Raw genomic sequence first — 13,034 nt, 5'->3', positions numbered from 1 at the left:
TCCGTTTGAAGAAACGTGCTACAACAGAATCAACAACGGCACTCGCTCGGTACTGTTGGAATTCCTACCCCATAACCTGCTTCGGCAGTCCTGCTAGGGACAACTCGCATCCTCGGTTCAGTAGCAACCAAACGACCAGCGGTGACCACACCCAGTTCACAACCATGGACGCCCAGAGCGCTTTACCCTTCGAGAAGAGTCATCCAGTATGAACTCCGTCGGGAGTCGCGGTCGACTCCTCATTATCGTGGGTATCGTCCTCCTTGCCGGCTGTGCAGGCGCAGTTCCCAGCGATCCGTCTGCAAGCGCCCCAGAGACCGGTACCGAGTCGACACCCACCGCAAACGGAACAATCGAGATCCATTACATCGACGTTGGCCAGTCAGTGAATACACTCATCGTCGGCCCCGACGGTGACACTATGCTCGTCGATACCGGCCACTACAACGATGATGGTGACTACGTCCTGGAGTATCTCCAAGCACACGACATTACGAGCATCGACCATCTCGTCACCTCCCACAACGACGCCGACCACATCGGCGGGAACGCCGCAATCATGAGTACTACGAGACGGAAGCCGACGGCATCGGCGCCGTCTATGATCCCGGGATCGCAGCGAGCACACAAACCTACGCCGAGTACCTCGACGCCATCGAGGCCCACGACGTGACGCTGTACGAAACGCGTGAGGGCGACACGATTGATTTCGGTGCCGTCGACGTCGATGTCTTGGGCCCACCAGAGCCGTATCTCGAAAGCGAAGCTCGCAACGAAAACAGCATCGTCCTGAAACTCACCCACGGGGAGACAAGCTTCCTCCTGTCCGGGAATGCCGAGGATAACTAAGAAGCGTACCTCATCGAGGCGTACGGGAGTCAGCTCGAATCGACGATCCTCAAAGCTGGCCGCCACGGGTCGGCCAGTTCCTCTAGTGGACCCTTCTTAGATGCCGTCCAGCCACAGGCCGTCGTCATCTCAAGCGCGTATGATTCACAGTACGGGCATCCGCATGAGGACGTTCTCCAACGGCTGTCCGATCGTTCAATCCCGACTTACTGGACCGCCACACACGGTGATATTGTACTCGTGAGTGATGGCCAAGCCGTTTCTGTACAAACCCAACAGGAGGCTCCAACCGAACCTCTCAGCATTCGCGATGGGAGCACTGTCGAGCCGGGCGCAGCGGGCAGCGTCACGGAACGCGATCGGATCGGTGGTGAGGGAACCGGATCGATTGACACCGGTGGCGAGCCAGCGGAGACGGATTCCGGATCCGATACCACCACAGATTCGACTACCAGCGGGCTCGCGGTCGCAGAGATCAACGCAGACGCTGAGGGACGAGACGGTGAGAACCTCAACGATGAGTATGTTGTCTTTGAGAACAGCGGGACTGAGACCCTCGATCTGTCAGGGTGGACGGTCGCAGACGACGCCGACCACACGTACACGATTCCGGATGGTGTCATGCTGGCTCCCGGAGCGACAGTGACGCTGTATACCGGGAGTGGCACCGCAACTGACAGCGAACTGTACTGGGGATCGGGGTCACCAATCTGGAATAATGATGGCGATACGGTGATCGTAACTACAAACGAGGGCGACCGAGTGCTAGAGGAGTCCTACTAATGACTACAATTGACCTTCCAGACGGCGAGTACACTGCAGTTGTCGATTCGATTGAAGACGGGCTCGCAACGGTGTTCTTCGAGCAGGATGGTGAGGAGGTGGGCAACGCGGTCCTCGATCCCGGGGAGTTGCCCGCGGACGGACGTCACGCTGAGGCGATTCTGACTGTAGAGGTACATGATGGTGATATATTTTCGGTAGAGCACAGATCTGAACAGACAAAAACCCGTTCCGATACGGCTCAAGAGCGATTTAATCGGCTTTCAGAGAGACCACCATCCGATACAGATTCGTGAATCGTATCAGTATGAAGCCCCGGGTCCTTCGGCCCCGAATATCACACTAAGGACGAATTGGTGTCGAGGGAATAATGTGTGTACAGCAGCAAGTCAATCGGCCACGTCGGTGTCGATCACACTCATCTGAGATTGCTCTATTTCCGCGATTGATTCAGACATATTTTCAAGCCTTGGTGAATGTCAGAAATGTCCTGTTCTAGCTTGTAAATCCGTGGCTCAGAGACAAAGCCAACGCCCCCACTCTGGCTACCGCGCTCTGCTTCCACTTCTGAGACAACTTTCCGACCTTTGTCAGTCAACTCCATGCTTTGAGGACCGAACTATCGCGACTCCACAGTTGGGGATGAACGCGAAAATCCTCATTTCATCAGACGCGAAGCCGCGCCCGTTCTCGCCATTGCAGACCCATTAGACAACCTACGATTTGGTCAGACTCGTTTTCCCGAAGCACGCTGATATTCGCTACTCTTCACCCGATTCCGTATTGTCGTAACGATTAGTATTCTGCTCAATATCTTCGACAGTTAAGTGAAATTCTACGTTAGCCAGCTCCAGTTCGTCCTCCGTGAAGACCGTTGTGTATTTTCAATTCCTTTATATTTTATAAGAATTTCTAGTATCGTATTTGTTATGATCATTGATTTTCACACTACTATTCTAATACCGTAATAAGAGCTATTCAGTATTCATGACCAGTTCTAGCCCACAATATCTAATATTCAGTATTGAGGACTAGTTGTAGCCCACAATATCCAATATTCAGTTTCGAGGTGCTTACTAGGGGCTTAATAGTGCGGACTCTTCCATACCTACCGATAAATGGGGCTTAATTAGTGGTATAATACTTAGTATTCAGTATTACACCGCTGAAACAGACGTTAATAAATGGTATTCGGAATTAAGGGTCCATTCACCCCCTCAATATACCGCACCCCCGCATCGACCGCACTAATAGACACGACACCACCCACTTACCAATTCGAGAAATCGATCATGGGGTCCATCGTGTCGCCATCAGACTCTATCCACAACGCGACGACGACCGTGGACCGTGGAGACGACGACGCGGAACCCAATACAAATTCGTGCGCTGATCGCACTCGAACCAGCGACACAATCATCGCCGTCGATACCAGAAACCGATCTCGCACAGTATACCAGAAATATGAGAAAAACCACCTGGATCGTCGCGACGACGCCGCGATCACGAACGTCAAGTGAGACGATCGACGAGCTCAATCACGAGGACAGACGCAGCGCGCAGCGCAGACTCGAACCCCAGACGCGTCGCGTCGATCGTCGCCGTCGACGACGCAGACGATGACCACACATCGAGTGCGAGCTCGCGCTCTCGCGTGACCGCCCACGACGACGATCAGCCGTGACTTCAACGCGACTCGACGACGCACGTTGACCGTGCGCCATCTCGTTGACCCCACTTCGTTGCACTCGTTTCGTTACAGCAACGATCCGCACGTGGGGTGCGCCTCAACACCGACTCGAACCACGAGTTCGACGCTGTCGATCACGACCGCACCAGCACCGCGAGCAGATCGCGTCGACCGCAGAATGTCCGCGTCGTGTTCGCGAGAGACGATCGTCGATCGCGTCGCGTTCGCACCACACGTTGACCGCTGAATCTCACGCTCTATACCCGCCGTCGATCGTCGTCGTTGCCAGCGTGGATCGTCGCCGTCGACGACGCAGACGATGCCCGCGCGACGAGTACGAGTCGCACTGACCGACCGACGCGAACAGACGCACAGCACGACGCGTCGCGACCGCCGCGACACCCACGCACGTCGACGCCGATCCACCGCGCTACACCCAAGTTCTATACAATTAGTAGTAATCAGCAATAATGCCTACGTGGGGTGTGCGCCTAACACCGTGTTCTCACAACGACGATCGACACAGAGACACGACCGCAGACAGCACCGCAGCGAGCACTCGTTGTGACCGCTTCGCGACCGCCAACAGCACCGCTCCACGAGCGCGAGAGACGACCGTCGACCAAGGCGTGCTTACCGCGACAACACGTCGCCGCGTGGACCGCCGCAGCCGAACTCGCGTCTCGTCGACAGCGCGTGTGCCGCGCTCTCCCCGCACCGTCGATCGTCGTCGTCGCGAGCGTGGATCGTCACCCGCGTCGTGAGCTTGACCCCTCAATGAGACAGTCGTAATCGTGGAGTGTCGAGTGTGAGTCATGTGGAGTGTGGAGTGACGCGATCGATGTGGAACCGAGGTGAGTCGCGCCCCGTTGACCGTCGCCTATCGCGTCGCAGTGCTGGAATTTTTCTCAGAATAGATTACCAGTCCATAATTGCACCCGAGCGATCCCGACACAAGAACGAGGCAGGGACAACCGAAATTATTCCAGCTGGTACTGATCTGCTTCCCGCGTCTCACAGAGTAATTCAGTCGCAGGAGTATCCATCGTTGCTTCCGCGTTTCGAACAGTAAAGCCAGTCATTGTCGATGCTAATGGAAATACTGTGTTGATATTCGTGCGAGAGACGACAAACGTACCCAGGAGCGAATCGGGAACTTATTTTGTTGATAGGATGTACCCATGCGCATGACTCAGCTGGATCGTGCAGTATCTTCTGTCATTTCAACTATTTTGATGGTCGCAATCGTCGTTATTCTGGGGATAGCTGTTTCTGCTGCCGCTCTTCCCATCACAGAAGACCTGAACGAACCCGCACCGATTGTTGGTCAAACGAGTGGTGATTTTGTTCCAGGAGCGGACGATCAAGAAGTTCGAGTAACTCATCTTGCGGGAGATAGCGTGAAGGTTGAAAATATAGAGATAATCGTCAAAGCGTCTGGTCCGGGTGTAGATAGCAACGAGCGTCTAATCAATTTACCTGCTCAGAATAGTGATATTGATGAAGAGAACCTCCAAGAGGACAATGGATTGATTAGCAAAGGGTATGGAGACGCGGGTCCCGCAGATCCAAACCAAGTCATAATAGAGGACTACCCAGCTGACAACAATATATGGAATGTCGGAGAGACAATTCAATTCGAAATAAATGTAGGTGGAGCCGACTTCCGCAGTTTGCCTGAGAGAACAGGCCCAGATGCGGATAAACTCAAAGTTATTATCATCCATACAAAATCAAACGCGATACTGTTTGAGAACGTGTTTAGCCCGTAGTTGAGAAATCGGCTCTGTTGAGATCCGCTTCTTCAATCATATTTTCGACTGAAACAGCCGGTCGATGAGAGCTGCGAGTTGACCGCAGAGAATCCTACCAGTTCGAGATAATGTACTGTTCACGTTACAAGATGCAGGGCGCGTATCTTACACAGAAGAAAAGTAGACAAAAAACAGAGTCGCGAAACCAGTCATTGATCATCTGTTCCGGTATTGTTCAAGGAGCCTTAGTTCGTGGCGCGGTCAACCCATGACGGGCGTTCGATGGTCGTCTCGCCGACATCTGTGTACGTCCGAATAAATGTGTGAGTGACGTTGACCGTCTGTTCCTCGCCGTCAAGCGCTACCGTAGCAGGGCCGGCGTACTGGAGTTCGAACCGTCGTATAACACCATCCCTACTCACCAGCATCGTGGCTGTTCCGTTTGGGGGCGCAGAGAACGGTGGGGGCGCAGTCTCAAGGCTCTGCTTGGCTCGATACCGGTACAGCGTTTCGCCGCCGCGCTCAACCGTCTCAACATGCGAATAATTGAATTCGACGGTCCCACCGCGAAGGAATCGAGCGAGTTGTGTCACCGTCTCCGCGGCCCTGAAGCGGTCGATACGCTCTGACCGCGTATCCACGTCTGGGCGTTGTTGGGACGAATATTCGTAGTCACAGTCTGGGCACTGCTTGCGTCGCGTGGCGGTCAGGTCGGGCGTAATGAAATGATTGCTCTGCCGGTGTCCTTCCGTGACGTACGTGTCGAGGTAACGCCCTTTATCGAGATCGACCTGCTTGCGAGTGAACGTCGGTGGGTAATACCCCTCTGGTCGTGGCCCTACCGGGTGGGCTTCGCCGTCAACATGGACGGTCTCGCTGTGATTTGTGGTGAAGCTACCGGCCTCACGGAGGGTCTGGAAGTGCTGTTCTGTGAGTGCGGTCGTGTTGATACTGTCACCAGAAGCCCAGTCGGTATCGGGGGGACCAGCAGTAGACGTAGGACCAACCCCACTGAGACAACCAGCGAAAACGATCAACACGAGGACGGAGAGTACGCGACGCATGTTTACCAATTAGCGTGGAATCGGTCTGGAATCCTTTCTGAGGAACTGGTCTCGTGAGCGTTACCGTAGTACTGGGTCGTTTCGATCGGAGTGCGCATGGTCGTGTTTCGGCCTGTCAGGTGACTTGGAAGTGCGCCAGTAAATTGGTTGTCATAACCTGCATGCTGGTTTTATGAGACAAGATTCCCTATCAGTGTTTTAGTATCTTGTTGATACCGTGCTACTGAATAAAGCCTCTGTGCCTTTTTTAGATGCTCTCGATAACGTATATTGGTGTCTGTGTTGACTGAACAGGATCAGTCTCTGAGAGACTCTCTGTATCATTCCGTTCTTCAGATAGCAACTGTTCCGCCCAATCTACACCGCGTCTAAACAAGGCTCATCCTCTGTATCTTGCACGCCGCTACTGACAAGTCACCGGTAGGTCAATCCGGTACCTGCAAAAAGCAACTGCTGTATAGACCACAACCGGAGCAGAATATATCATCTGTCGATAGTTTCAACAGAGCCAGAAAATCATACCAAGACAGAGACGTACTGATGACAGTCCAACACTGCCGGTAGATAACTTGGTAATTTCGTCAATGGGAATTCGTGCTCCGAGTTGTTTTCCTTCTATGACTCATTGACAACCAGTACTGGCTCTGTTCAAGACATACGAAACTGCGTGGTCACGCCAGTGTGTAGCGTCGGTGGCGTCGGAGCGCATAGCGGTAGGAACCATACGAAACTCCGATGGTCAATAGCAGATATGTACCGAAGAACACGCCGAATATGGGCGTCAACACGACGTTTCCTGTAACCGCGAACCAGGTTACGAACAGCCCGAGAATCGTTCCAGCACCCACGACGAACAGGTACACCATCATGACGAGCGTCGACGGGACGACTGTTTCGGTCCCCCAGAACTCGCGCTCCTCGTAGATCGGATACGCGGAGCCAATGCCGACCGCAAACATCGCCGCAGCGAGACACATCGTGGCGCCGACAGCGGCGGTCGCTGCCGCCTGAAGCACCGTCACCCCAAAACGGATCGAAACGAGCGAGCCAAGACCGACGACCGGCACTCCGATGGCAACGCCGGCGAGGAGCCGTCCACGGACGAGAGCCGAGGATGGTGTCTTGGTAAGAAGTAAAAGTGGTAGTTGCGGCCGCTCGTCACCGAGCGGGTTCAACCCAAAGGTGGCACCCGAGAGGTATGTCGCAAGGACGACACCGACCCCAGCCATGATCGGTCCAAGGGCGTCGGCCGAGAACTCGACCAGCATGGTCCCGAACGGTGCGATAAAGAAGACGGCGATCAGGAGGTGACTCAATTCCGCCGGATTACGGCGACCGCGCACGAGGATCCCCCACGCGATACGCCCAGCTTTGGTCCATACGAACGGTTGTGGGGCAGAGAAACCGCCGCTCGACTGCCGTACCTGCGTCGACGCATTGTTGTCAACCGGATCGGTGAACCAGAGCGTGGAAGCCTGCCTAGTCGAGACCGCAAGGCCGACCGGCGTGAGCGCGATGAACGCCGCGAGCACCGCCACCGCTGCCGGGGAGATCGATCTGGAGAGCGGCGTTCCGACGAACGCGAGGGCAATGTATTCGACGAGTGGATCGAACGCCACCGCCGAGAACAGCCGCTGCGCTGAGAGGTCAGATTCGACGATGAACTGCCCAGCGAACTGCGATGCGACGACGAATCCGACCATCGCGAGGATACCAACCGCCTTCAGGAGACGGCGGAGACTGGGGAGTTGCCGCAGGAGTCGTAACACGGCGATCCCACCGGCGTACCCCCAGACGGCGGCACAGCAGACGAGCGGCAGCGCGACCGCCCCGCCCGAAACGACAAGCAATGGCGAGCCCATTCCGAGTGCGAACGTGACGACCACTGCTCCGACCGGGAGCCCAAACCACAGAAAGAGCCGTCCTATCTCCGCTGTGATGAGCCCGATAACGACTGCTCGCGGGTGAACCGTCAGTAGGACGAAATCCGCACCATCGATGTGTCCGATTCGTTCGAGAGTCCGGAACACGGATATCGACAGGAGACCGAGGGGAAGGAGCGTCGCAAGGGGCGCGAAGAACGGGACCGCTGTTACGGAACGCGCGGTTTGACCGAGCACATATGCCGTCGGTAGCGCGAATAGGAGCGCGCCGCCAAAAAACAGCGCCGTGATCAGGAGTCCGAGGACGCGACGCGGGTTTCCGAGGTACCCCCGGAGGCTTCGGACGAACTCCGCCCGACCGATTCGGAGTCCGTAGCGGACATCTTGTCGGAGAGTCATTCTCTCCGAGAGGCCGCGTCCGTTTCGGGTTCGCTCGTGACAGCGAGGAACGCATCTTCGAGGGATCCACTCTTACCAGTCTCCGCACGGGCCTGTACTTCAGCGGGCGTTCCCTCGGCGACGAGCCGACCGTCGAACAACACCCCGACCTCGTCGGCGACAGCTTCGACCACCGGAAGAATGTGTGTTGAGAGAAACACAGTGGTCCCTCCATCGGCGAACGCGGTGATTGATTCCCGGATGGCGCGCGCCGCTCGGGGGTCAAGTCCCGATGTCGGTTCGTCTAAATACAGGACGTCAGGGTCGTGTAGAACGCTCTGGATGAACGCAGTCTTCTGTTTCATTCCCTTCGAGTACCCGTCGATCCGCCGATCTGCGTCACCGGCTAACCCGAACTGATCGATGTACTCGTCAATGCGTTCGCGAGCAACGGATCGCGAAATGTCGCGAAGGTCGGCGACGTATTCGAGCTGCTCGCGGGCGCTGAACTCATCGTACAGCGGCGGCGTCTCGGGGAGATAACCGACTCGACCGGCGATCGTACGCCGGTCGCTCGCATCGACGCCACAGACGCGTACCGATCCGCTGTCTGGATCACTGAGACCGGTAAGGAGCCGCATCGTCGTCGTCTTCCCTGCGCCGTTCGGGCCGAGAAAGCCGTAGACGGTTCCATGCGGGATGTCTAGCGTGAGGCTGTCGAGAGCAACTTCCGACCCGTAGCTTTTCCGGAGTTCGGTCGCCAGAATGGCGGGTTCGTCATCGGTGGAGGGCATACGCAACGAATGTCAATACTCGGACCGGTCGTCTATGCGTTTCGGAATCATTTCCCGGTCGTACATCCCGCAGATGATGCCACGAATGGGTAGTGCCGTCGGCGTAATGTCTTGGATTTGCGTCTTAGATTTGTATCTTAGATATCTGACTCAGACATCTAAGTTACAAGCCTGTCTTGTCAAACTAACTTTTGTGTCTTTCATAGATGTGTGTCTGACATACGTTTATGTGAACAGTCTCTAATCATACGGTATGCTCTCGTATACGGTCTACAGCGAGGCTGGCGGCGTTGGCAAGACGTCGTTGACAGCGAACATTGCCTGTGCACACGCTCGGGCTGGACTAGATGTCCTGGTGATCCCGCTCGACCCACAAGATGGTAATCTGAGTCGACTATTCGACGTCGACGACGCACGGAGTGATTCGTCCGCGGACAGCCTTGTTCGACACCTCGTCGATAACCCGGGTGGGAATTTCGACGATCTGATTCGCACCGGAGAGGGTATCGATATCATTCCAGAACATAACACGCTTTCAGACCTCTCAGACCACCTCGCCCGCGAAAAGAGTCGTGCAGAGGACTTCGGCGATGCGTACAACATCTACGCGCAACTCCGTCGAGTCCTCGCTGAAAATGATATCCCCGACCGGTACGATGTCCTCATCTGTGATCCACCGGCGACGGAGTCAGATCACCTATATAACGCGATTTACGCGACGCGGAACCTCCTCATTCCGTTTGAGCCATCTGCGAAGGGTGAAGCGTCTGTGGAGGGCTTAGAGGAGCTGGCAACGAACTTCGCAGGCGAGTTGAATATCGACGTCGGCGTCCTTGGAGCGGTCCCAATCGAGTTCAAGGGGACGAAAGACCAGAATGAGATCGTTGAGGAGGTACCCTTCGAGGTACCCGAGGTAATCGGCGACCGGACATCAATGATGGAAGGCTGTTGGCGACATCAGTGCAGTGCCTTCGAGTTCGTCCGAACGCACCGGAGTCGGCGTCGTGACTACGAGGTTGAGACGCTAGCCAAGTTCGACCGAATTGCTCGGTTCCTTGAGACGCAAGGCGGAATTACCGCCCCGTCTCCGCCTGAACCAGGCGCCTTAGACGACCCTGAGGAGGTGACTATCTGATGGGGGGATTCAAAGAGGGCACTGTCAACGGGTGGGACGACGAAGAGGAAACAGACGACAGCGAGTCAGCGTTCGACACAGAGTCGTCAGCTGGCGAGGACAGCGGCATAGAGGAGAATCAGTCCAGCAAGGTAGAAATCGAAACCGGAACGGAAACCACCGTTGAGGAGGGTGTCAGCAACACTTCAGCGGGGGATATCCCATGGATTCTCCGGCGAAACAGTATCACTGACGGGCGCGAACAGACAGTCCAACTGCACCTCCAAGAAGAGACAATGGACGTCCAGCGGACACAGAAGTCACTAATCGAGAGTCGCCTCGGGGAAAGTGTTCGAAAAGCAGATCTCCGTGAAGCAGCGTTATTAGTCGGGCTTCAACATACAGACGATGTCGTGGATGTCCTCAAGGAGTGGGGATACGCTCTCGACTAGAAGGGAGTACCAACAATCGATTAATGCGATTCGGACAGAGCTCATGACAGTGAGTTACGGCGAAACAGCAGAGCGGTACGTATCGTAGTTTCTGAGAACCTGGTCGACAACAGTCACCCGGTATTCAACGAGTTCCCAGTCGGCCGCAGTACGGCGAAGTGAGGACGTTTTTTCAGAATCAGGTTCAGTAGTGGCCTGCTCACGGAGGGCCGCTGGTGAGTTAACCCCATATTGAGCTTGCCACGCCGAAATTTGGGCCTGAAGGTCCGCTTTGAGCTGTTCAAGACCGTCTCGGTCGTGTTCAGCCAAGAGCTCACGAATCGTTTGGAACCGTTGGTATATCGGATCGGTTGTGTACGTTATCGGATCCGTATCTGTGTCCGCGACCAAAACGCCGACCTCTACAAGTTGGTCAAGGTGTGTTTGGGCAGTCTCTTCTGCGACAACAGCTTCGGATGCGACCCAGTTCGCTGATCGAGGCTCAGAAGCGGGTTGGATGACCGACCAGACTCTCTCGAAGGGGCTCGTATGCTCAATCCAAGTTTCGATATCAGGATCGGAGCCCATCATAGCGGTTTATCGTCGATGTATCCAACTAAAACTAGTGTCCCACGGTGCTATCGATAGGATATCGCAGTAATGGGTTTATTCGGGGCCTCAGGGATTGCGGGACAGCAAGTTCGGCGGCTAGTCTTCTGGTGAGAAAATGTCACTACCTACATCAGACAGTTCACTCGCCTCCTTGTGAGCGTACATCTTTGATGTCGTCGACGGATCCTCGTGTCGAAGGACTCGCTGAGCGTCACTGAATCCAGCTTCATCGTAGTATGCCTCCCCAACACCTCGGCGAGCACCATGGAGAGTAAGATAGGCCTTCGAATCGGCTGAACAATCCACAGCAGCTTCTTTAGAGAGTTTCTTGAGCGTGTACCGGCCGCCCTCAGTGGTTAGCGCCGGTGGTGTAAGTTCTCGGTCCCGGAAGGTATCGACGAGATCAGCTGTCCCGAGACTGGTAATGGAATCGAGGGTTGCAGAATCGACGCCATGATCCTCAAGCTGACTTCGTGCGGCGTCTCGCAGTGATGCGAGATGGAATGAAGGGAAGACCGGCCACGCTTTGGTAGGCGGATCTAAGAGCGTCTGCCAGCGGTTGAGAGCCCCCACAGGACGGTCCGTTAGCGGTGCCTTCTCGATCTGTTGGCTCTTTCCAAGTACCGTCAGAACCTCCTGATCAGTGTCGACATCGGCCCATGTAATCCCCGTCCGCCGGTCATCTCGACTAGCAGCGAGAACCTCAGCTCCACGGACGCCTGAGAACCCGATAACGGAGACGAGTGCTCGGTCGCGAGCAGCAGTGAGTGCCTCCCGACTCCGAGGATCTGCATCAATAGCCTCCTGGGCTCGCTCGTCGACGTATGAGACAATTCTCTCACGCTGCTGTTGCGACCAAAACTGTTGTTGTCCGGAATCCGTCGTAGGCCGGTCTGGCATTTCGTCTTTCGCTCGGTCGGTGTCTGCCGGATTCTCTGTGATATACTCCCATTGCTGGCAATACCGGAGGTACGCAGAGACGAGCGAGTAGTAATTCCACGCAGTGGCGGCTGTGATTCCGTCGGTGTCACCGTTCGCCTGTCGGGCGTTCACGCGCCGGGCGAGATGGCCAGCGTACCGGGCGAGATGGCGACTATCGAGTTCTTCGAGGGTGGCCACCCCCCGACGGTCCATCCACTCGACCCAGTCCGGTATGATGCGTGCGAGCGCTTGAACGTAGTTGCCCGATCGCTGGGTCGCGTTGCCGTTGGACTCTGTTTCTTCAATCGTCTTCGCCTTGGCATCGAGAAAATCAGGCAGTGGCTCGTCGAGTGGGGTCTCACCGGTCGTTTCCCCGGGTTGAGGGCTGTCAGTCGGCGGTTCCATCGATTCAGCTTCATCGACAGCGGCGACCCTCAAAAATCTACTTGTGACTACTCGACTAATGCAAAGTAGAATCGACAAATAGAGAATCAGCTTTCTCAAATCTTGTATTGCCTGATAACGCCAAAAATACCGTATTATGGTACATAGTATATCGTATATAGCTATATACAATTTCACGGGTGGGGAAGTTGAGACTATACCGGTTTCAGCGGGGCTGTGATGCGTGAATTTGGCCGGGTCAGTCAACGCAGACCACCTCAAATCACTCCCCAAGCGGCCATTCCTATCAGACTTCCAATCGTATGGACGAATTTTCGCGACTTTCAACAGTGTAGCCACTCAGACGGCGCGCTAAC

General features: G+C 55.4%; 9 protein-coding genes and 1 pseudogene. 5 read left to right on the top strand and 5 right to left on the bottom strand.

Translation table 11 applies throughout. From position 1 onward, the window contains the following. Window positions 1-208: 208 nt before the first annotated feature. The 3 genes and pseudogenes from SD626R_RS01975 (at window position 209) to SD626R_RS01965 (ending at window position 5,094) form a co-directional block, all read left to right on the top strand. Window positions 209-1,632, top strand: a pseudogene (locus SD626R_RS01975) (lamin tail domain-containing protein). Further along, window positions 1,632-1,928 carry a DUF3006 family protein gene (locus tag SD626R_RS01970; RefSeq protein WP_092562776.1) on the top strand — a complete coding sequence of 99 codons (297 nt, stop codon included), beginning with the start codon at window positions 1,632-1,634 and terminating at the stop codon, window positions 1,926-1,928. Before SD626R_RS01975 ends, SD626R_RS01970 begins: the two are co-directional and overlap by 1 nt. Window positions 1,929-4,509: 2,581 nt before the next feature. Further along, complete coding sequence (locus SD626R_RS01965; RefSeq protein WP_092562774.1) at window positions 4,510-5,094, top strand: type IV pilin domain-containing protein; 585 nt, start codon at window positions 4,510-4,512, stop codon at window positions 5,092-5,094. Window positions 5,095-5,321: 227 nt separating this feature from the next. On the opposite strand, the gene SD626R_RS16230 is transcribed toward SD626R_RS01965, so the two are convergent. From SD626R_RS16230 to SD626R_RS01950, 3 genes are all read right to left on the bottom strand, one after another. Next, on the bottom strand, window positions 5,322-6,140 hold the full coding sequence (locus SD626R_RS16230) for a DUF7537 family lipoprotein (RefSeq protein ID WP_137782572.1): 819 nt from the start codon (window positions 6,138-6,140) through the stop codon (window positions 5,322-5,324). A gap of 671 nt (window positions 6,141-6,811) precedes the next feature. Continuing rightward, complete coding sequence (locus tag SD626R_RS01955; protein WP_092562768.1) at window positions 6,812-8,422, bottom strand: hypothetical protein; 1,611 nt, start codon at window positions 8,420-8,422, stop codon at window positions 6,812-6,814. Then, window positions 8,419-9,195 carry an ABC transporter ATP-binding protein gene (locus SD626R_RS01950; protein WP_092562765.1) on the bottom strand — a complete coding sequence of 259 codons (777 nt, stop codon included), beginning with the start codon at window positions 9,193-9,195 and terminating at the stop codon, window positions 8,419-8,421. The genes SD626R_RS01955 and SD626R_RS01950 overlap by 4 nt, the downstream gene beginning before the upstream one ends. A 253-nt stretch (window positions 9,196-9,448) precedes the next feature. On the opposite strand from SD626R_RS01950, the gene SD626R_RS01945 reads away from it, so the two are divergent. Continuing rightward, window positions 9,449-10,330: a ParA family protein gene (locus tag SD626R_RS01945; RefSeq protein WP_092562762.1), complete on the top strand. Its 882-nt coding sequence runs from the start codon at window positions 9,449-9,451 to the stop codon at window positions 10,328-10,330. Beyond that, complete coding sequence (locus SD626R_RS01940; protein WP_092562759.1) at window positions 10,330-10,761, top strand: DUF7970 domain-containing protein; 432 nt, start codon at window positions 10,330-10,332, stop codon at window positions 10,759-10,761. The genes SD626R_RS01945 and SD626R_RS01940 overlap by 1 nt, the downstream gene beginning before the upstream one ends. A 54-nt stretch (window positions 10,762-10,815) precedes the next feature. Here SD626R_RS01940 and SD626R_RS01935 read toward each other — a convergent pair whose 3' ends face one another. Both SD626R_RS01935 and SD626R_RS16225 read right to left on the bottom strand, forming a co-directional pair. Next, window positions 10,816-11,331 (bottom strand): DUF7342 family protein, encoded by a 516-nt coding sequence (locus SD626R_RS01935; protein ID WP_092562756.1) that lies wholly within the window; start codon window positions 11,329-11,331, stop codon window positions 10,816-10,818. 117 nt (window positions 11,332-11,448) lie between these two features. After that, window positions 11,449-12,678, bottom strand: a complete 1,230-nt coding sequence (locus tag SD626R_RS16225; RefSeq protein WP_137782571.1) for a tyrosine-type recombinase/integrase — start codon at window positions 12,676-12,678, stop codon at window positions 11,449-11,451. Window positions 12,679-13,034 lie beyond the last annotated feature (356 nt).

The sequence above is a fragment of the Halorubrum sp. SD626R genome, assembly GCF_001261915.1.
In the GTDB taxonomy this organism is placed as follows: Archaea; Halobacteriota; Halobacteria; order Halobacteriales; family Haloferacaceae; genus Halorubrum.
Note: the sequence above shows the minus strand (reverse complement) of the source record. Positions and strands in the feature narration are given on the sequence as shown.

Excerpts from the sequence above, each read along its gene's own strand:
- SD626R_RS01945 (WP_092562762.1), top strand. The coding sequence starts at position 9,449 with ATGCTCTCGTATACGGTCTACAGCGAGGCTGGCGGCGTTGGCAAGACG.
- SD626R_RS01935 (WP_092562756.1), bottom strand. The coding sequence starts at position 11,331 with ATGATGGGCTCCGATCCTGATATCGAAACTTGGATTGAGCATACGAGC.
- SD626R_RS01940 (WP_092562759.1), top strand. The coding sequence starts at position 10,330 with ATGGGGGGATTCAAAGAGGGCACTGTCAACGGGTGGGACGACGAAGAG.
- SD626R_RS16230 (WP_137782572.1), bottom strand. The coding sequence starts at position 6,140 with ATGCGTCGCGTACTCTCCGTCCTCGTGTTGATCGTTTTCGCTGGTTGT.
- SD626R_RS01955 (WP_092562768.1), bottom strand. The coding sequence starts at position 8,422 with ATGACTCTCCGACAAGATGTCCGCTACGGACTCCGAATCGGTCGGGCG.
- SD626R_RS01950 (WP_092562765.1), bottom strand. The coding sequence starts at position 9,195 with ATGCCCTCCACCGATGACGAACCCGCCATTCTGGCGACCGAACTCCGG.
- SD626R_RS01970 (WP_092562776.1), top strand. The coding sequence starts at position 1,632 with ATGACTACAATTGACCTTCCAGACGGCGAGTACACTGCAGTTGTCGAT.
- SD626R_RS01965 (WP_092562774.1), top strand. The coding sequence starts at position 4,510 with ATGACTCAGCTGGATCGTGCAGTATCTTCTGTCATTTCAACTATTTTG.
- SD626R_RS16225 (WP_137782571.1), bottom strand. The coding sequence starts at position 12,678 with ATGGAACCGCCGACTGACAGCCCTCAACCCGGGGAAACGACCGGTGAG.